The following is a 20,232-nucleotide window of genomic DNA, read 5'->3' on the forward strand; positions in this document are numbered from 1 at the left end:
TCTCCCTCTGGGAGAGGGCTGGGGTGAGGGTCAACGAACCCGCGCCCGAGCTGTCATCCCCTGGACCTGGAGTGGCACGATGCAACCCGTGCTGGCGAAGTCCTACAGGTCGCTGCGGAAGCTGTCCGAGGGAGGAATGGGAGAGGTCTTCCTCGCCCTGACGACCAATCCGCTCCGCAAGCACATCGTTCTCAAGAAGCTCAAGCTGGATCCCGAGGATCCGTACGGCCGGGATCGCTTCCTGGACGAGGCGCGGATCACGTGCGCGTTGCGCCACCGGAACATCGTGGAGGTGTACGACGCGTTCGAGAACGGGGGCGAGCTGTACCTGGAGATGGAGTGGATCCGGGGGAGGAGCCTGAGGCAGGTGGTGGACACGCTCCACCGGCAGCCGGTGCCGCCGCGAATCGCCGGGGCGATCGTCCACGACGTGTGCCGGGCGCTGGACGCGGCCTACCGGACGGAGGGGCGAGACGGACGACCGCTGGCGGTGATCCACCGGGACATCACGCCCAACAACGTGATGGTCAGCTTCGAGGGGGTGGTGAAGGTGATCGACTTCGGTCTCGCGAGGGCGGCCAGCACGCTCTCGGGGACGGCAGGGGTCGAGCGCGGAACGCCCGAGTACCTGTCTCCGGAGCGGGCGAAGGAGATCCTCCGGTACACGGATCCCCCGGGAGAGAGCGCGCCGGATGAAGCGCGGGAACCGGAGCCGCTCGATGGCCGGAGCGATCTCTTCTGCGCGGGGCTGTTGCTTCACGAGCTGCTCACGGGCAGGTCGCTGTTCGGCGGGCCGCCGCCGCGAGGAGACCTGACGCCCGAGGAGAGACGGGCCTGGCAGAACGAGGCCCTGCGCCGGATCGTCCGGTGCGAGGAGCCGCTGGAGGGGCTTCCCACGGAGCTGGAGCCCATCGTCCGCAAGGCGCTCGCGAGGGAGAGGGAGGCGCGCTACGCGACGGGCCAGGAGATGGCGGACGCGCTGCGCGAGGCGGTGGGAGCGGTGGAGGCCGCGGAGCTGGCGGGCTTCCTGCGGCAGTGCTTCCCGGATGGCCTGGAGAAGCTCGCGGCGTTGGAGGCGGCCATCGAGGCGGAGCCGCTGCGCCTCGTCCCCGTGCCCGAGGCACCGCCCGTCCCAACGGCTCCGCCCAGAGCGCCCGAGCCGCCCACCCAACCAGCCCGTTCACGGAGTTGGCTGCTCGCGCTTCCCGTGCTGCTGGCCCTGGTCGCGGGAGTGGCCTGGTGGCTGTGGCCGGGCGTTCAGCCGAGCGCGCGGCATTCCACGGTGGACGTCGTGGTGGCCGACCCGCGCAACCTGGTGGGGAGCAAGGTCACGGTCATCGTGGGGGTGAACGACACCGAGGGCCGGCCCCTGCCGGAGCAGCAGGTGTGGCTCACGGTGGTGGGCGCGTCCGGGACCTCGAAGCGCTTCCAGGGAGTCAGCGAGGGGACGGGCACCGCCCGGTTCGAGTTCTCCTGGCTGGCCCCGGAGAAGGTGACGCTCTCGGTGCTCGTCAACCCGGGCCCTCGCGAGGTGCCGTTGGAGGGGCAGCCGGTGACCTTCACGGCCGGCCTTCCGGACGCGGAGAACTCCTCGTTCATCGAGGTCTCCAAGAAGGCGCCCGTCGGGGAGGAAGCCGTCTTCAAGGTGGCGCTCCGGGATGCGGGGAACCATCCGACGGCCGGATGGGAGGTGACCTTCACCGTCGAGGGCGGCGACGACGCGCGGGAGACCCAGGTGAAGGCGGATGAGCGGGGCATCGCGGAGCTCCGCTACCGGACGAAGTGGGCGGGTGCCCGGAAGGTGGGCGCCAGCGTCGTCACGGAGAACGGGCGGCGGGAGCTGCAACCGGTGGAGGTGTCGTTCGAGGCCGGGCCACCGCACGAGCGGGAGTCCACCCTCGAGGTGCGCGTCGCGCCGAAGCCTTCCGGGAGCGAGCAGCTGCCGGTGGCGGACGGGCAGGAGCCGGTCGAGCTGGAGGTGACGGCACGGGACGAGTACGGCAACCCCGTCTCCGGTTGGCCGGTGCGGCTCGAGGTCCCCGAGACGGAGGGGTACACCCTGGAGCAGCCCGCGGTCACGGACGAGCAGGGCCACGCGAAGGGCATCCTCCGCACGACCCGGACGAAGCCGGTCCACGTCCGGGTGCTCCTGTCCGAAGGCCCCCGGCCCGTGGAGCTGGGCGCGGACGTGACGTTCGCCCCCGGGGCGCCCAACTCGAAGCGCTCCGGGTTGTTGGCGAAGCCGGCGAAGGTCACCCTGAGCGGGAAGAACCGCTCGGTGCTCACGGCCACGGTGCAGGATGCCCACGGCAACCCCATCCCGGGGCTGGTGGTGCGATTCGAAGCCAGGGGGACGGGCAGCCGGGTCGAACCACGGGAGATGACCTCGGACGAGGAAGGGCGCGCCTCCGTCAACCTCTGGTCCACGCGGATCGGGAAGAAGTCCGTGGTCGCGACCGTCCATCGCGCCGGGCGGCGCGAGGTGCTGTTCTCGTTGCAGGCGGAGGTCCTCTTCGAGGCGAGCGCCCCCGGCGCGGACAAGTCCACCCTGAGCGCCAACACGGAGACGGCCGCGGCGGACGGGAAGGAGGCCATCACCGTGACGGCGGCGGTCCGGGACGCGAACGCGCATCCCGTGCAGGGCCGGTACGTCCTCCTCTCCTCCAGTGACGCCGAGGGCCAGTTCGATCGGCGCCTGGGGCCCACGGATGCGCGAGGGCTCGTCACCACGAGCCTCACGTCCACCCGTGCGAAGGAGATCACCTTCTCGGCGGTGATCGAACCCCTGCGGCCCGAGGAGCAGGCGATGCCCCTCGGCGATCAGGTGACGGTGCGATTCGTCTCCAGTGCGCCCGACGCGAACCTCAGCCGCCTGACGGCCTCGGCGAGCACCCTGACGGCGGGAGAAACCAGCACGCTCCGGTTCGAGGTGATGGACGCCAAGGGCCGCCCCATCCCCGGCGCGAAGGTGCAGTGGAAGGCCTCGGATGCGAAGGCGCGCTTCCAACAGCGCGACCTCTCCACGGATGAACGGGGGCTCGCGAGCGCGATCCTCCTCCTCACGAACGCCGGGAAGACACGCGTCACGGTGACGGCCGAGCTCGAGGGCCGCGCCGCGACGAAGGACACCGATATCGCGGTGGGCAGCGGGCCCGTGGACACGGTGAGCCTGACGACGGACACCTCCGGGCTGCTCGCGGATGGGCGAGCCACCGCGACCCTCACGCTCCTGGCGAAGGACCGCTACGGCAACCCGGTGGAGAACCAGGAGATCGTCGCCTGGGAGGGCGTGCAGCCGGAGGATGGATTCAAGCCGGCCGCGTCCACGACCAACGCGGCCGGAGTGGTGACCGCGACGCTCGCCACGAGCAAGGCCGGCCGGAGGTCCCTGAAGGCCGTGGTGGGCCGGGGTGACAAGGCGCTGTCGGCGGAGTGCGCACTGACCTTCGAGGAGCCACCGAGCCAGGTGGACGGCGACGCCTCACCGGAGGCGGAGAAGCCCTCCACCGCCCAGACCGAGGGTGCTCCCGGCCAGGAGCTCGCGCCTCCAGCGCCGGAAGGCACGTCCCCGGACGAGGAAGAATCGGAGGCGAGCACCGCCCCCGTGCCCTAACCGCGCACCGCGGCCTTCCTGCGCCGCCACCGGCGTACCCGCTCGACCATGTCCTGGGGCAGCACGAGTTTGGCCACGTCGCGCACCTGCTTCATCGCCTCCTCGCGCCGCACGAGCCACTCCCCTCCCCCGCCCGGCGAGAGCACCCGCACGGACACCGTGCGCCGCTGCTGCGTCGTCCAGTCGGACTTGTAGGACTCGGTGCCTCGCAGGAAGTCGTACTCGGTGAGCCCGGACTCGATGGCGTCGCGGAACGTCTCTCCCACGAGCACCAGCCCCACGCTGCGGTTGCGCCAGGCGGGGTCATACCCGGACTGGAAGTAGATGAACGAGTCCCGGTGGAGGATGCCGTACACCGAGGCCACCGCCTGACCGCCCACCTTCATCGTGTAGAGGCGCAGCCGGCCCCGCTCCGCCAGCAGTTGCGTGGCATCGCGATGGAAGGCCTCGACGCCACTCCCCTTGATGCCCTGCGAGCCCCCGTCCGACTCCCACCGCATCGCGTGCAGCCGGAAGAAGTCCGTCAGCGGCGCGGCCAGCTCGCCCGGCGCCTCCGTCTTCTCGATGCGGTAGCCCTCCTGCTTCTCCAGCCACTTCTTCCGGCGCAGGTAGTTGTCCCGCCGGCTCGTGCGCCGCAGGAAGGCATCGAAGGACTCGCCCTTCGACAGCGGCTCGTAGGGGCACACGTACCGCGTCGACAGGCTCAGCTCCGCGCGGGTCTTCTCGAACGTCTCCCGCAGCACCCGCACCGTCACCGAGTCCTCTCGCAGGTCCGTCAGGTCCAGCACGTCCCACTGATCCCTCAGCTCCCATAGCGCCGTGGCGAAGAGACGCGCGATCTCTTCCTCGCGCCCCCGCCTCGCGACCACGTCCAGGTAGTCGCTGCCCACGTGCGTCTCGCCCAGGAAGGACAGCCGGCGCACCGGCCGCCCCAGCACCCACTGGTACTCGAAGCCCAGCGGCATCAACCCCACCAGCGCCCCGGTCCGGTCCTTGGCCTGCAGGATGAACGGCTTCCGGTCCGGCGCGATGCGCCTGCACCACGGGTACAGCCACTCCCACGCGTTGAAGGGGCCCGCGTTGCTCCCATCGAGCAGCGCGTTCCAGGCTCGCCTCAGGCCCGCGATCTGTGACAGCTCCCGCACCGCTCCAACGTCCAGCCACTGCGCCGGGCTCGGTGTCGGGGACAGTTCCGCTTCGTGAATCACGGTCTCGACCTCGTGTTTCGAGATACCCTCACCCCGACCCTCTCCCAGAGGGAGAGGGAGGGGTTTCTCAGTCTCAGACTCAGCCCGCGTGCTTGCGGTTGCGGCGATCCTGCGTCAGCGCGCCTCGCACCACCCCGGCCACCTCCGCCATCACCTCCGGCGTGAGATCCTGGTGACACGGAATCTCCACGATGCTCCGTCTCAGCTGCGCCACCTCCGGGAATGCCGACGCGTCGCACGCCGGGTGGAAGTGCCGCCAGAAGTCGATCGCCTCGATGCCCTTGGCGTGCAGCCTCGCCAGCACCTCCGCCTTGTCCTCCACCACCAGCGGGTAGAAGAGCGGGCTCACCCCCGCCGGCAGCTGGTTGAACAGCGGCTGCGACACGTCGCGCAGCCGCCCCAGCAGGAAGAAGTAGTTGCGCCGCCGCCGCTCGACGATCGCCTCCAGATCCTGCGCCTGGGCGATCCGCTTCGCGAACGGGCTCATCCCCAGGTCCACGTGCCGCCGATCGAAGTGCTGCGTGCCCGTGGCCACGCGCTCGATGTCCGCCGCCTTCACCGCCCCCTTGCCCAGGCTCCGGATGAAGCGGCGCACGCCCCGGCCGAACGAGCCTCCTCGCAGCTCCAGGTTCTGCAGCAGCGCGGACACCGTGTGGCTCAGCGTGGACGTGAAGGGCGGCTTGGGCGGCTCCGGCAGGCTGTACTGCCGGGGGCCGTTGACGGTGAGCGCCCCGCCGTGCGGCAGCGGCAGCGTCTTGTAGAGGCAGAAGATGCCGATGTCTCCCGTCGTCCCCAGCGGCACCGAGCCGTCCGCGCTCAACAGCGACAGCGCGCAGTCCTCGATGAGCGGCAGGCCGTGCTTGTCCGCCAGCTTGCGCATCTCGTCCACGGGGCCGGGGAAGCCCGCGTAGTGGGTGAGGTAGAGCGCCTTCGTCTTCGGCCCGATGCGCCGCTCCACGTCCTCCACGTCCACGTCCCAGCGGCTGCCCACCCGGTAGAAGCGCGGCGTGGCCCCGGCATCCGCCACGGCCTCCACCTCCACACCGTGGTGGTAGGCCGGCATCAACACCTCGCCCTTGTCCAGCCCCAGCATCTTCACCGTCGTCCAGACGGCGTTGCGGGCGAAGTAGAACCAACGGACGTTGGACGCGTGGAAGGGCATGAAGCCGCTCGGCTCCCGGTGGCCGAACAGCATGCCCGGCCAGAGCGTGGGCAGAGCGGGGACGAACAACCTCGAGTTCTTCACTTCTTCCATCGCGCCACCACCTCCCTGGCCACGGGGGCCCACCGGAACTTCGCCGCGCACAGCGCGCGGCCGTATGCCGTGTCGTTGAAGACGTAGAGCCAGGTGTGCCGGCGGACCTTGTCCGTCCAGTCCCGCTTCCACACCATGTCCGGCCCCAGGAAATCGAACTCGCGCAGGCCTCGCGCGATGCACTCGCGCAGTACCTCCTCCATGAGGAGCTGGCCCGGGCTGCAGTCGCCCAGCGACTCGTCGTAGCCGGGCTTGAGCAGGAAGTAGCGCCCGCCGTACTCCAGCCCGTACTGGAAGGCCACCGCGCGCCCGTCCAGCCTCAGGTAGTACAGCGCCAGCCGGCCCGCGTACCCCGCCTCGCGCGCCAGCTCCGAGTAGAAGCCCCGGGTGCGCCCATCCTGCGCCATGGCCGTGCCCCGCCGGCCCTTCCACCCGCTGGCCTCCAGCTCGAAGCCCTCCTCCAGCTTCACCTCCAGATCCAGCCCGCCCTCCACGCGCTCCACCGTGACGCGGCCCTTCTCTTCCAGCTTGCGGCGCCGGCGCCGGCAGTTCGCCTTGAACTTGGAGTGCAGCGTCTGCTGGTACGCCTCCCACGAGCCCGGCAGCGGGATGTAGGGCGATTGCAGCGACTCCCACGTCCCCAGGGGGAACCCCGCCGCGCTCGCCGCCTCGTACAGCTTCCAGCCCGTGCCACCCTCCGGCACGTCCGTGAGCAGCAGCACGTCCCAGCTCTTGTCCTGGCGCAGGTGCTCGAAGAACGCCGCCGCGGCGGCCTCGGGCTCGCGCGCCACCAGGTCGAAGCGGCACGAGTGCGGGTTGGCCGTGGCGGACAGCTGCCGCACCGGCACCCCGTACATCGAGCCCTTCCCGGCCATCAGCGGCAGGGCCGCGGTGAGGCGCCCCTCCCCATCGCGCTGCGTCAACACGCGCAGCCGCGACTCCGGGGCGAAGTTGTCCACCCAGATCCGGAGGAACTCATGACGGTAGAAGGGCTCGTTGGCCGTGGACTCCACGAGCGCGTTCCACTCCGGCTCCAGCCCCATGAAGGCGGTCCGGTCCGTCGCCTCGACGACGCGCGGCGCGGGAGTGAGCTGTCTGGCTTCCATGTGTTGTGTCCGGCTCCTGACGGCGCGGGGCCCCCGAGGTCCCGCGTGGGCCGCAAGGTGGTAACGGACGTGGCCGCCAACAACCCGCGCGCGTCGTTTCGCCCGCCCGAGCCGCCGAGCGGACAAGCGCGTCCGCCCATCTGTCGAGCAGACGAAACTCCGAGGCGATACGTCCCGGGTTGCCCGATTCGACTCCACGGCGGAGGTCGCCTAGGATCCGGTGCATGAGCACTCCGAACCCCACTCCCTCCAGGCCCGTGGGCGGGCACGCCATCGTCTATGGTGGCAGCATGGCCGGGCTGGTCGCGGCGGGCGTGCTGTCCCGCCTCTTCGAGCGCGTCACGTTGGTGGAGCGGGACCGCTTCGAGGACGGGCCCCAGCCGCGCAAGGGCGTCCCCCAGGGGATGCACATCCACGGACTGCTCACGCGCGGCATGAACATCCTCGGGGACGTCTTCCCCGGCTTCCGGGAGGACCTCGAGGCCGCCGGGGCCCAGTGCCTGGACATGACCGGGGATCACGCCTGGTACATGTCCGGCCTCTGGCGCCCGCGGCTCCAGAGCGGCGTCTACCTCCACGCGCAGAGCCGGCCCCTGCTCGAGTGGGTGACGCGCAAGCGGCTGCTGGCCCTGCCCAACGTGCGCCTCCTCGAGGGCCGGGAGGTGACCGGCTTCCTGACGAGCGCGGATCACTCCCGCGTCACCGGCCTCCAGGTCCGGGCCCCGGGTGGTGGCGAGGAGCAGACGCTCGAGGGCGAGCTGGTGGTGGACGCCAGTGGCCGCGGCTCGCGCACCCCCCAGTGGCTGGAGGCGCTGGGCTATCCCCGGGTGGAGGAGACGCGCATCCACGTCGACGTGGTCTACTCCAGCCGGCTCGTCCGGATGCCGCCGGGCTTCAAGCCGGGCTGGAAGATGCTGAACATCGCGCCCGAGCTGCCCAGGCAGCGGCGGCTGGGCACCCTCGTGAACATCGAGGGTGACCGCTGGCTGATCTCCATGTGCGGCTGGCTGGGCGATCACCCCACCCTGGACGACGCCGGTTACCTCGAGTTCGCCCGGAGCCTGGGCGATCCCTACCTCCACGACGTGTTGCGGCACACCGAGCCGCTCTCACCCATCACCGTCTTCCGCTTCTCCCACAACCAGCGGCGCCACTACGAGCGGATGCCCCGCTTCCCCGAGGGCCTGGCGCTGGTGGGAGACGCGTCCTGCTCCTTCAACCCCGTCTACGGCCAGGGCATGACCACGGCCGCGCTGCAGGCCTGGTTGCTGGGCGAGTGCCTGCGCCAGGGCCAGGGCGGAGCCGCCCAGCGTCACCGGCAGCGGGTAGGCCAGCTCCTCGAGGTGCCCTGGTCGCTCGCCACCAGTGGAGATCTCCGCTTCCCCGAGGTGGAGGGCAGGCGCGCGCCGACGAGCGGACTGTTGAACTGGCTCGGAGACAGGATCCACCGCCTCGCGAGCCACGACGAGGAGGCGCTCCGCGTCTTCGTCCGGGTGATGCACATGCTCGAGTCACCCACGGTCCTCTTCTCCCCGCGGATGGTGCTCAAGGCGCTCACCGCCCGGCCCGATGCCGCCGCCCTGAAACGGAGGCCGGAGCCGATCTCCGTCCCCCAGTCCCGGGCGGCGTGAGGGGCCCCGGAGTCGAGGCCCCACCCGACTACAGGCCGCTGCGCGCCATCTTCATCAGGCAGCGGGCCACCTTGCCGCTGTCGTGCCGGATCCGCGGACCCTCCTTGAGGAGATCCGCCTCCACCGGGACGACGCCCGCGCTGAGCAGGGCGCGGCGATCCACCTTCACCGGGTACGAGCCCTTGAGCGCGTAGCGACGGGCGGCCTCCTCGGAGGGCGCGCTGCCATTGATGAGCACCGCGTCCAGCACCGGGCCCACGTGGTCGATGACGGCGCGCACGTGGTCCAGGCAGTCCATGCCGTCCGTCTCGCCCGGCTGGGTCATCAGGTTGGCCACCATCACCTTCAGCGCCCGCGTCTCGCACAGCGCCCGGGCCACCCCGTCCACCAGCAGGTTGGGCATCAGGCTCGAGTACAGCGAGCCCGGGCCGATGGCGATGAGGTCCGCCGTGTAGATGGACTCCAGCAGTCCTTCCACCGGAGGCGGCGAGCGGGGGCTGAGCAGCACCTTGCGGATGCGGCCATGGGCGCGGCTGATGTTGCGCTCGCCCACCACCTCGGTGGCGTCCTCCATCTGCGCCACCAGCTGCACCGGCGACGTGGTGCTGGGCAGCACGCGGCCCTTCACCCCCAGCAGCTCCCCGGAGACGCGCACCGCCTCCAGGAAGTCGCCCTTGAGCTCGGCGAGCGCGGCGATCAGCAGGTTGCCCACCGCGTGGCCCGCCAGGCCCTTCTTCCCGCCGAAGCGGTACTGGAACACCTCGCTCAGGGGGTTGTTCGTCTTGCCCCCGGCCAGGGCCACCAGGCAGTTGCGCACGTCCCCGGGGGGCAGCACCCCGCGCGTGCGCCGCAGCCGGCCCGAGCTCCCCCCGTCATCGCTCATCGCCACCACGGCGGTGATGTCCAGACCCGGATCCCCCACCTTCGGCGAGGCCCGCCGGGCCAGGCCCTTGAGCACCATGGGAAGCCCCGTTCCTCCGCCCATGGCCACGATCCGCGTCGGCCGGACATCGAGCGCCTGCAGCAGCTCGTTCCGGTTCGCCGTCCGGCGCTCCGCGCGCGCATCCCTCTCCCACGCCTCTTCGAGAGACGATTCCGACTCGAGCATGTCCCCAACCCCTCTCCAACGCCCATCCGACATACCCACCGCCGGGCCCTCCCCGGCGGTGCCAGACACGAGCCCCTCCGGCCCGTCCTACCTCGCGCCCCGCGCCAACAACACGTGCCTCACCGTATGGAAGATGATGCCCATGTCCAGGAACAGCGAGCCGTTCTTCACGTAGTACAGGTCGAACTCCAGCTTGTTCCGCGCGTCCTCCACCGACGCCCCGTACGGGTAGCGGATCTGCGCCCACCCGGTCAGCCCGGGCTTCACCGCCTCGCGCAGTCCGTAGAAGGGAATCTGCTGCTTGAGCTGCTCGACGAAGACGGGGCGCTCCGGCCGCGGCCCCACGAAGCTCATGTCCCCCATCAACACGTTGAAGACCTGGGGAATCTCGTCGATGCGCGTCTTGCGGATGAAGCGGCCCACCCGCGTGACGCGATCATCATTGGCCCGGGCCCACACCGCGCCGTTCTTCTCCGCGTCCGTGCGCATGCTGCGGAACTTCCACAGCCCATACGGCTTGCCCCCCAGCCCCGTGCGCTCCTGCCGGTAGAAGATGGGGCCCTTGGAGTCCAGCTTGATGGCCAGCACCACCAGCACCAGGAAGGGCGCGGCGCACAGCAGCAGCGCCGAGGCCACGAGGATGTCGAAGACGCGCTTGGCCGCGCGCCGCACGGGCGAGACCGTCAGCTCGTCCGCGAAGGCGAAGTCGCTGGTGCGCAGGTGCGCCACCGGAATCCGGCGCAGCACGCGCTCGCAGAAGCCCGTGGCGTCGTACACCCGGCGCCCGGCCAGGCGGCAGCGCAAGAGCGCGTCCATCCACTGCCCCCCGCGCATGTCGTCCATGGCCTGCACCACGAACCCGGCCTTGTACCGCTCGGCCACCACGTCCACCGGCTCGGGCGGCCGCCCGTTGGCCAGCGGCGCGCGCGGGTCCACCAGGGCCACGACCTGGAAGGTGTCCTCGCCGCCCTGATCGATGAGCGTGGCCACCGCCCGCGCCTTGAGCCCATCTCCCACGATGAGCACCCGGCTGGGGCTGCCCACCACCGCGCGCAGAGAGGCCCTCACCAGCAGCGTCCCCGCGAAGGCCCCCACGCCGCCGCCCAGCAGCGCGCCCGGAGGCAGCCGCACCGGAAGAAGCGCCGGCGCCAGCATCATCAAGACCCCGACGAAGGCCGTCGTCACTCCCGCGGCCTTGAGCAACCGCGCCCCCCGGCCCCGGTCCTCCGCCGCCACCCTCAGGTCGTACAGATCCATCAGGTAGAGCGAGAACTGGAACGTGGGAACGAAGGTGGCCCCCAGCAGGACCAGCGCTGGCACGGACTGGGCCAGCGGCATGTGGGTGTTGGCTGGCGCCAGCATCGTCGCACAGCCCACCGCGCCCATCAGACAGGTCAGGGCGATGGCAGCGCCTTCGATGACGAAGAGCGTCAGCTTCCTGGATGAAAAGTAATGGTGGAAAACCCGAAGCACGTATCTCCCTCCGACCGCCGCACCGCCCCGTGCCACGACATCCGGCCGCGCGCCTCCTCTCACGCGGCCGGATGCGGACTCACTACTTCCTGACGTAGTTCTTCAGATACGGGGTGTCGCTCAGCTCCGCCCCGTTGAGCACACAGCCCAGGATGGGCGCGCCACCCAGCTGCTCCACGGCCTGGCTGACCGCCCGGGCCGGGGTGACGTTGGCGCGCACCACCATGAGCAGACCGTCCGCCTGGTGGCCCAGGATGGCCGAGTCCGCGAACGGCAGCGTGGGCGGCAGATCCAGGTACACCTCGTCGAAGTGCTCGCGCACCACCTTGAGGAACTGCTTCATCCTCGCGCTGGCCAGCGCCTGGGTGGGCTCCTCGGGCGTACCGCCCGCGGTGATGACGGCCATGCGCGTGGCCTGGAAGCGGCGCACCAGGTCACGGATCTCGCACTCCCCGGACAGCAGCTCCGACAGGCCCGGCCTGCCCCGGATGCCCAGCACGTCCGCCACCTGGCCGCGGCGCAGGTCCGCGTCGATGAGGAGGATGCGCCGCTCCGGATTGGCCCGGGCCGCGGCCAGGGCCAGGTTCACCGTCGTCACCGTCTTGCCCTCGCCGGGCATGGCCGAGGTGACGCCCACCACCTTGAGCGGTCGCAGCTCGCGCATCCGCTCCAGCCGGTAGTACAGGCTGCGGTACTGCTCCGCCGCGCTCGAGGCGGGCGCCGTCAGCGACACCACCCGCTTGTCCACCGCGTTCGGCGAGCCCGCGGCGTCGTCAACGCGAGGAAGGAAATTTCCCGCCCTCTCCATGGTCTGTTCCATCTTGTTCCTCTCCGATTCCGCGTTGTTCACCCGAAGACCCCTAGTTCAGCGGCGAGTCCGACGAAGACGGCGGCACCACCCCATTGCGCACTCCGGTCGCGGGCATCAGCACCCGCTTCTCCGCCTTGCCATGCATGTTCGGGACCACCGCGAGCACGGGGAGCGGCAGGCGATCGCGCAGCTCCTCGGTGTCTCGGATGCTGTCGTCACGCATCTCCAGCACCATGGTGGTGAGCACGCCCAGGGCCAGGGCGACCAGGAAGGCGATGATCATCCCGCTCACCCGGTCCGGCCTGGCGGCCACCGCCGGCACACCCGCCGGGGACACGACGTGGAAGAGGCTCTCGGCGCTCTTCAGCTCCAGATCCTGGGCGATCTCCGCCTCCACGCGGCGGGACACCACGCTCTGGTACTTGGTGCGGGCGATCTCGTAGTCGCGCTGCAGCACGCCCAGCTCATGGGCCCACTTCGGGGTGCGGTCCAGCCGCTGCTGGTACTCACCGGCCTGCTGGTGCAGCGCGTCGATGTCCTTCTGGATGGTGGCGATGAGGTCGCCCACGCGGGCGCGCTCCTGACGCTCCACCCACTGGCGGCCCTCGGCGTCCTTGCGCTTCTCACGCATGGAGGAGAGCTCCTGGGACAGGCGCTTCACCTCGGGGTGATCCGCCGTCCAGGAGGAGCGGGCGCCCACCAGCTGCTGGGTGAGCGAGTGCTCGGCGGACTCGAGACGGCCCGCCTCGCTGTCCGCGGCGTTGCGAGCCCGGGCCAGCTCGGAGCGCCGGGCCTCGGCCACGCGCAGCTCCTCGGACTTCGTCTGCAGCAGCGCGCCCACGCGCTCCAGCCCGCGCATGTTCATCTCCAGCTGCTCGGGCAGCTCGCCCAGGTGGTCCACCTTGAACTGGGCGATCTTCCGCTCCCAGTCGGTGACGCTCTTGGAGAGCGACGTCAGCTCGTCCTGGAAGAGCTGCGTGGCGCGGGCAGCCTGCTCCTGGCGCGACTTGAGCGCCTGCTCGGAGAAGAGCTGCGGCAGCCGGTTGGCCACCTGCGCCGCCACCTGCGGATCATTGCTCGCGTACGTCAGCTCGAAGGCGCTCTCGCCCTCCACGCGCACGGTGAGATCCTTGCGCATGCGGGTGACGGCCGCCTCGATGCCGTCCTCGGAGACAATCTCCGGATAGAGGTTCATCTCCTCGATGGCCCGCTGAAGGACCGGGCGCGACATCAGCTCCTGCCGGACGGTGAGCAGGCGTTGCTCCACCAGCTCACTGACGGTGCGCTGCACCATCTCCTCCCCCGGCCGCTGCGGCTGAACACGCACCACCGCCGTCGCCTCGTACACCTTCGGCTGGCTCAACACGATGGCGGCTCCCACCGCGAACACTGCCAGCACGATGGCCCCGACCAGCACCTTTCGGCGCCACAGTGCCTTCAGCACCTGGTCTGCCGTCATCCCACGCTCCATGTGCGCTCCTCCTCCTCGCTCCACCTTGTCGCTCCAGCTCAACTACCAGGCCGTCATGTGCAGGCGGACAGCCGCGACATTCCGGGTCAGGTTCACGTCTTCCGCGGCCTCTGCCACGCCCACCTGGGCGATGCGGTCCACGGCACCCTGCATCGACACATACCGATTGATCTTGAACTCGACTCCCGCTCCCAGCGCGTAGCCCTGGGCCACGCTCGAGCCTCCATTGAAGGAGAAGGCCCCCTCCCCCGGCGCCCGCCCGTTGCGGAAGAAGCTGGCGGCACCGTAGACGGACAGCCGCTGGGAGAAGTGGTGGTTGAACACCAGGCCCGCGTAGTCCGCCCACAACACGTTGGTGAAACCGCTCGCGCCCACCAGGTCATGGCCCGCGATGAGGCCCAGGTCGAAGCGCCTGGCCTCGTGCAGCAGCTCCAGCTTCACCCGGGGCACCAGGCCGCGGGTGCCATCCCCACCCAGATAGGACACCGGACCGCCGCGGGCCGTGAAGGTGGTCTGCCGGGTGAGCCGGTAGCGCAGGGCCGCGGAGACGCCGTGCGCCTGATCGAAGCTGTCGCCGAAGATGAAGCCCTGGTAGCGATACTCCGCGCCCAGGGAGAGCCTGCGCGTGGTGCGCAGCCAGAGCTCCGCGTACGGGTTGTGCACGAAGCCGGGGGTCTTGTCCCCGAAGAGCATTCGCACCCCCTCGAACCCGTAGCCGGCCCCCACGTCCACCTGCCGGCTCAGCCGCCCCGACACGTACAGCCGCGTCTGTCCGTAGAGGACGGGCTGGGCCGCGCGCGCCACGCTCTCGCGAGGCAGTGAGGCGGGATCCGTCACCCGGTAGATGCCTCCGGAGACCTCCACCCGCAGGCGGCGCGACAGCATCTTGCGCACCGACAACCCCAGGCGGTGGTCCAGGGTCACCTTCCCGGAACCGTGCCGCATGAGCAGGTCCGCCGCGTAGAAGCTCTCCAGCTTCAACGTGGGATCCTTCACGTCCAGCCCGAGCCGCGGTGTCACCTTCGTCATCAGCTGGCCATCGATGTCGCCCGTCGAGCTCAGACGGAAGTCATCGTCGTAGCGCTCCTCGAGCGACAGCCTGGCCCGAGGCTCCACCACCGTGGCCGCGAGCGCGGCCGGAGCGGCACCACACACCACCGCCGCCGCCACCCATCCCTTCCATGAACGTCTCACGGCACCCTCCATCCCCGCACTCCGACCCCGAAACCGCACGCCCCGGCCCCAGCCTCCGCACTACTTGACGATGACGGTGTCCCCCGGCCGCAGGATGAGCGGCTCGTACTTCTCCGGCTCGTCGACCAGGTCGCTGTAGCTCACGGGGATGTAGTTGCCGTCCTGGCCCGTGCGGCGCAGCACGACGATGCCCTCGCGATCCGCGAAATCGGTGAAGCCACCCGCCAGGGCAATGGCCTGCAGGATGGACACGCGGCCACGCAGCGGGTAGGCGCCAGGGTGGGCCACCTCGCCGGTGATGAAGACGCGGCTGCTGTTCACCTCGCGGACGATCACCGTCACCCGGGGCTCCTGCACATAGGACTTGAGGGCCTCGCGCAGCTCATCGGCCAACTCGGTGGGCGTACGGCCCTCGGCCTTCACCTCGCCCACCATGGGCATGGAGATGAAACCATCCGGGCGCACCGGCACGGTGCGCGACAGATCCGCGTCACGCCACACCGCCACATCCAGGATGTCCTCACGGCCGATGCGGTACGGCTGCTCCGCGTTGTCCACCCGCGCCGTGGCCTGGTGGGCGCACCCCGACAGGAGGAGCAATCCCAGCACCACCCACCACCTCGCGCTCGTTTTTCCCATCGCTCGCCTCTCCCCAATGTCCCTGTCATCCATCGGAAGGACAGGAACCATGTGTTCGGGGAGGGCCTTAGCAGCGGGTGTGCCAAAGGCCTCACGAAGGCAAAGTCCCCGGATCGTCGTGGGTTACGCGCTACAGCCAGTCGGAACCGGGCCGGATGTCCGGGAAAAAATTCCGACATTGGCCTCTGGGGCGGGAGCAAGGAACAGCCAATGGTGCCCTCGGAGAGGGAAAGACTTTTCCCAGGGTGTGCCGGGGTTTTGCCCATTTCCCGGGGGCGGGGCACGGCACGCCATTTGAATTCAGTTCCCGCGGAGCCCGGACTGGGAAGGGACGGGGCACCGAGGAGATTGGACGGCGGCTATGAACAAGGCGGCGGGAGCGGTGATCGCGATGTTCACGGTGGGGGCGGGGATGATGACGCTGCTCGGTTCGGTGCTGGGCGCCTATACGGAGGCGGCCACGCTGGCACTGATGGGCGTGGGCCTGCTCGCGGGGAGCTCGGTGTTGAGCAGCAGCAAGGAGGTGGCGCCGGCCGGAGTGGCGAAGGAGGCCTGAACGGGCCTGGTGGTTCGGGAGTTGGGGGGGAATCAGAGGGCCGCTCGAGGGTTCGAGCGCCCTCCCATCCAGAAGGACGAGCAAGCGCTCGACTCCCAAGGAGGGGTGCGAGGGGTGGTGAGCTTCCCCCCCTCGGCGGGTCTGCACACCCTGTACGTGAGTACATCCCGCTTCTGCTTGGGAGGTGCCAGTGGGGACCGGAAGCTTCCATCTCACCCTGGGTGCGCGCCCGCTCGATGATGGCCGCACGCATTTCCGTGTCTGGGCACCCCGGCGCCGCCGGGTGGACGTCTGTGTCCACGAGGCCAGTGGCCTGCGCTATCTCCCCCTGGAGTCCTCGGGGCGTGGCTACTTCGAGGGCACCCACCCCGTGCCCGTGGGCGGCCTCTATAAATACCGGCTTGATGGGGGAGAGTCCTTTCCGGACCCCTGCTCCCGCTTCCAGCCCGAGGGGCCCCATGGCCCTTCGCAGGTGGTGGATCCCTCGCGCTACGCCTGGAAGGACGGAGATTGGCGGGGCATCACGCTCGAGGGCCAGGTCCTCTATGAATTGCACGTGGGCACCTTCACGCCCGAGGGCACCTACGAGGCGGCGGCCCGCAAGCTGCCCCTGTTGAAGGAGCTGGGCATCACCACGCTGGAGTTGATGCCGCTGCACACCTGCCCGGGCCGCTTCAACTGGGGCTATGACGGCGTGCAGCTCTTCGCGCCCCACCCCGCCTATGGACGTCCGGACGAGCTGCGGCGCCTGGTGGACGAGGCGCACCGGCTGGGGCTCGGCATCATCGTCGATGTCGTCTACAACCACCTCGGGCCGGACGGGAACTACCTGTCCCAATACTCCGAGGGCTACTTCAACAAGAAGTACCCCAACGAGTGGGGCGACCCCACCAACTTCGATGACGGGGAGGCGGCCGGCCCCTCGCGCGACTTCTTCATCCAGAACGCCTGCTACTGGGTAGCCGAGTACCACTTCGACGGGTTGCGTCTGGACGCCACGCAGAGCCTGTACGACGCCTCGCCCCGGAACATCGTGGGAGAGCTGATCGAGCGGGTGCGCGAAGCGGCGGGCACGCGGCGCCTCCTGCTCATCGGGGAGAACGAGCCGCAAGACGTGAAGCTGGTGAAGCCGCCCGCGAGGGGAGGGTATGGAGCGGATGCCCTCTGGGTGGACGACTTCCACCACTCGGCGAAGGTGGCGACGACGGGCCGCTCCGAGGCCTACCTGATGGACTACTGCGGCACCGCGCAGGAGCTGCTGTCGTGCGTGCTGCGCAACTCGCTGTACCAGGGGCAGTACTACCAGTGGCAGAAGAAGCCCCGGGGCTCGCCGCTGCTGCACACCGAGGCCAGGCACGCCGTCTTCTTCCTGCAGAACCACGATCAGATCGCCAATGCGCTGAAGGGCGAGCGGCTGCAGCAACAGGCGGGACAGGCGCGGGCACGGGCGCTGACGACCTTCTTCCTGCTGCTGCCCCAGACGCCCATGCTCTTCATGGGGCAGGAGTTCTTCTCCTCCTCGCCCTTCCTCTACTTCGTGGACCACCACGCGGAGCTGCAGGAGCTGGTGCGCAAGGGGCGCAACGACTTCCTCTCCCAGTTCCCGAGCGCCCGCCGGGCCCTGGAGAAGGAGGGATACCGGGTCCCCTTCGGCGAGGAGGCCTTCCGCCTGTCCAAGCTGGACTGGGCCGAGCGCGAACGGAACACGCAGGCACTGGCACTGCACAAGGATCTGCTGAAGCTGCGGCGGGAGGATCCGGTGTTCGCGAGGCAGGATCTGAAGCAGCTCGCGGGGGCGGTGCTGTCGCCCCATGCGCTGGTGCTGCGCTATTTCGGGAGCGAGCAGGAGGGCGACCGCCTGGTCCTGCTCAACCTCGGGACGGAGCTGGAACTGGCCCCGTGCCCCGAACCGCTGTTGGCGCCACCCGCGGGAAATAAGTGGAACCTCCTCCTGGCTTCTGAGCAGGTCCGCTACGGCGGAATGGGAGCTCCGGAGTTCATGGACGGAGCGCGCATGCGAGTGGCCGGGCAGACGGCACTCGTGCTCGTGAGCGAGGAGACGAAGACGTGACCCCTGGAACTGAGTGCCCCTCCCTGCCCCGGATCGCCTTCGAGTGGCCCACGGGAACGGACTGGTCGGAGATCATCACCCGCGAGTGGCTCGTGACCAACGGCCGGGGTGGGTACGCCTCGAGCACGGTGGCACGGTGCAATACGCGGCGCTACCACGGGCTGTTCATCCCCGGCGTGGAGAAGCGCGGCCGCACGGTGCTGCTGGCGCGACTGTGCGAGCACGCCACGGTGGGCGGCAGGACGTACCGGCTGGACGCCGAGGAGAATGCGGACGGGACGCAGGTGTCCGAGTCCGCCAGTCTGCTGCGCGGCTTCCACCTGGACGGGCTGGTGCCGCACTGGACCTACCAGGTGGGCGAGACGCGCCTCCAGCGCAAGCTGACGCTGGTGCACGGGGAGAACACGCTCGTCATGGTGTGGGAGCACCTGTCGGGGCCGGAGGTGACGCTGCGGCTGCGGCCCTTCCCCGCCACGCGCATGCATGACGACAAGCTGCACCACTCGCCGCTGGAGCCCGTCGTGCAACTGAAGGGCTCGCTCCTGGAGATGCGGGCCGATGACAGCGCGCCGCCCATGCGGATGCGCCTCTACCCGCCATGTGCCGCGCCCTTCGTGGGACTCACCGAGAAGAGCGCGCCGCAGTTCTACCGGGTGGAGAAGGCACGCGGGTACGACTCGGTGGAGACACTGACGAGCCCGGGCTACTTCGAGTACACCCTGGGGCCGGGCGGGTTCCTGGCGATGGGCATCACCACGGAGGATCCGGTGGTGCTGGACCGGGATCCGCTGGAGACACTGGCGCTGGAGTACGAGCGCGAGCGGCGACTGCTGGTGCGGGTGCCGGAGGAGGCCCGGACGGGCGTGCCGGCGCGGCTGCTGCTGGCGGCGGATCAGTTCATCATCGACCCCATGCGCTCGGCGGACGATGCCTGGGCGCGCGCGGTGGGTCAGGACGCGCGCTCGGTGATCGCCGGCTACCACTGGTTCACGGACTGGGGCCGGGACACGATGATCTCCCTGGAGGGGCTGACGCTGTGCACGGGCCGGCACCGCACGGCATCGGCCATCCTCCGCACCTTCCAGCACTACGTGCGGGATGGTCTGCTGCCGAACCTCTTCCCCGAGGGTGAGAGCGAGGGCCTGTACCACACCGCGGATGCGACGATGTGGTTCTTCCACGCGGTGGAGCGGTACCTCGAGCACACCAAGGACGAGGAGCTGCTGCGGGACCTCTACCCGACGCTGGCGAAGATCATCGAGCACCACCAGAAGGGAACGCGCCACAACATTGGAGTGGATCCAGCGGATGGCCTGCTGAAGCAGGGCCAGGAGGGCTACCAGCTCACCTGGATGGACGCGAAGGTGGACGGCTGGGTGGTGACCCCCCGGCGCGGGAAGGTGGTGGAGATCAACGCGCTGTGGTTCAACGCGCTGCGGCTGATGGTGGACTGGTCGGAGCGGCTGGGGAAGGACGCGAAGCCGTACGCGGCGGCGGCGGAGCAGGCCTACGTGAACTTCAACCGGCGCTTCTGGAACCCGGAGCAGGGCTGCCTGTTCGACCTGGTGGACGGCGAGGACGGGAAGAACGATCCGGCGGTGAGGCCCAACCAGGTATTCGCCATCTCGCTGAGGCACCCGGTGCTGAGGCGGGACAAGTGGGAGCCGGTGCTGGAGAAGGTGCGCAAGGAGCTGCTGACACCGGTGGGCCTGCGGAGCCTGGCGCCGGGACACCCGGACTACAAGCCGAAGTACGACGGCGATCTACGGGCGCGGGACGCGGCGTACCACCAGGGAACGGTGTGGGGCTGGCTGATCGGCCACTACGTGGACGCGACGCTGAAGGTGAACGCGGACAAGGGAGCGGCGCGGGCACTGCTCAAGGGGCTCGAGGAGCACCTGGAGCACGCGGGCCTGGGGCAGATCAGCGAGATCTTCGACGCCACGGAGCCATACCGGCCGCGCGGGTGCATCGCGCAGGCCTGGAGTGTGGCGGAGGCGCTCCGAGTCTTCCTCAAGACCGGAGTGCACTGAACAAGAGGGGCCCCATCTCCCCCCACCCTCCCCTTTCCCCACCCCACCCCTCTCCCCCTGGGA

14 protein-coding genes are annotated in these 20,232 nt (G+C 69.8%); 5 read left to right on the forward strand and 9 right to left on the reverse strand.

Going from position 1 to position 20,232, the window contains the following annotated elements:
* The first annotated feature begins 79 nt into the window (after positions 1–79).
* Positions 80–3,613 carry an Ig-like domain-containing protein gene (locus JRI60_RS30910; protein WP_204219530.1) on the forward strand — a complete coding sequence of 1,178 codons (3,534 nt, stop codon included), beginning with the start codon at positions 80–82 and terminating at the stop codon, positions 3,611–3,613.
* Here JRI60_RS30910 and JRI60_RS30915 read toward each other — a convergent pair.
* From JRI60_RS30915 to JRI60_RS30925, 3 genes are all read right to left on the reverse strand, one after another.
* Positions 3,610–4,821: a GNAT family N-acetyltransferase gene (locus JRI60_RS30915; protein ID WP_204219531.1), complete on the reverse strand. Its 1,212-nt coding sequence runs from the start codon at positions 4,819–4,821 to the stop codon at positions 3,610–3,612. The two genes, JRI60_RS30910 and JRI60_RS30915, sit on opposite strands and share 4 nt — an antisense overlap.
* A gap of 79 nt (positions 4,822–4,900) precedes the next feature.
* Complete coding sequence (locus tag JRI60_RS30920) at positions 4,901–6,076, reverse strand: DegT/DnrJ/EryC1/StrS family aminotransferase (RefSeq protein WP_204219532.1); 1,176 nt, start codon at positions 6,074–6,076, stop codon at positions 4,901–4,903.
* Positions 6,064–7,182 (reverse strand): GNAT family N-acetyltransferase, encoded by a 1,119-nt coding sequence (locus tag JRI60_RS30925; protein ID WP_204219533.1) that lies wholly within the window; start codon positions 7,180–7,182, stop codon positions 6,064–6,066. Before JRI60_RS30925 ends, JRI60_RS30920 begins: the two co-directional genes overlap by 13 nt.
* 224 nt (positions 7,183–7,406) lie before the next feature.
* Here JRI60_RS30925 and JRI60_RS30930 point away from each other — a divergent pair, with 224 nt between their 5' ends.
* Entirely contained in the window at positions 7,407–8,813 is a 1,407-nt protein-coding gene (locus JRI60_RS30930; RefSeq protein WP_204219534.1) for an FAD-dependent oxidoreductase, read from the forward strand.
* Positions 8,814–8,841: 28 nt separating this feature from the next.
* Here JRI60_RS30930 and JRI60_RS30935 read toward each other — a convergent pair whose 3' ends face one another.
* The 6 genes from JRI60_RS30935 to JRI60_RS30960 form a co-directional block, all read right to left on the reverse strand.
* Positions 8,842–9,921: a gluconeogenesis factor YvcK family protein gene (locus JRI60_RS30935; protein WP_204219535.1), complete on the reverse strand. Its 1,080-nt coding sequence runs from the start codon at positions 9,919–9,921 to the stop codon at positions 8,842–8,844.
* A gap of 87 nt (positions 9,922–10,008) precedes the next feature.
* Positions 10,009–11,394: a sugar transferase gene (locus tag JRI60_RS30940; protein WP_204219536.1), complete on the reverse strand. Its 1,386-nt coding sequence runs from the start codon at positions 11,392–11,394 to the stop codon at positions 10,009–10,011.
* An 82-nt stretch (positions 11,395–11,476) separates the two neighbouring features.
* Positions 11,477–12,214: a CpsD/CapB family tyrosine-protein kinase gene (locus tag JRI60_RS30945; RefSeq protein ID WP_204219537.1), complete on the reverse strand. Its 738-nt coding sequence runs from the start codon at positions 12,212–12,214 to the stop codon at positions 11,477–11,479.
* Positions 12,215–12,254: 40 nt separating this feature from the next.
* A complete protein-coding gene (locus tag JRI60_RS30950; RefSeq protein ID WP_204219538.1) occupies positions 12,255–13,676 on the reverse strand; it encodes a GumC family protein in 1,422 nt (473 codons plus the stop codon).
* Between the two features lie 42 nt (positions 13,677–13,718).
* Positions 13,719–14,870 carry a hypothetical protein gene (locus JRI60_RS30955; protein WP_204219539.1) on the reverse strand — a complete coding sequence of 384 codons (1,152 nt, stop codon included), beginning with the start codon at positions 14,868–14,870 and terminating at the stop codon, positions 13,719–13,721.
* Positions 14,871–14,930: 60 nt separating this feature from the next.
* Complete coding sequence (locus JRI60_RS30960; RefSeq protein WP_204219540.1) at positions 14,931–15,509, reverse strand: polysaccharide biosynthesis/export family protein; 579 nt, start codon at positions 15,507–15,509, stop codon at positions 14,931–14,933.
* A 361-nt stretch (positions 15,510–15,870) separates the two neighbouring features.
* Between JRI60_RS30960 and JRI60_RS54655 the strand changes: the two genes are divergently transcribed.
* From JRI60_RS54655 to JRI60_RS30975, 3 genes are all read left to right on the forward strand, one after another.
* On the forward strand, positions 15,871–16,065 hold the full coding sequence (locus JRI60_RS54655; protein ID WP_204219541.1) for a hypothetical protein: 195 nt from the start codon (positions 15,871–15,873) through the stop codon (positions 16,063–16,065).
* A gap of 190 nt (positions 16,066–16,255) precedes the next feature.
* Positions 16,256–18,136 (forward strand): malto-oligosyltrehalose trehalohydrolase, encoded by a 1,881-nt coding sequence (treZ, locus tag JRI60_RS30970; RefSeq protein WP_239469810.1) that lies wholly within the window; start codon positions 16,256–16,258, stop codon positions 18,134–18,136.
* On the forward strand, positions 18,133–20,169 hold the full coding sequence (locus tag JRI60_RS30975) for an amylo-alpha-1,6-glucosidase (protein ID WP_204219542.1): 2,037 nt from the start codon (positions 18,133–18,135) through the stop codon (positions 20,167–20,169). Before treZ ends, JRI60_RS30975 begins: the two co-directional genes overlap by 4 nt.
* Positions 20,170–20,232 lie beyond the last annotated feature (63 nt).

The organism is Archangium violaceum, from assembly GCF_016887565.1.
In the GTDB taxonomy this organism is placed as follows: Bacteria; Myxococcota; Myxococcia; order Myxococcales; family Myxococcaceae; genus Archangium; species Archangium violaceum_B.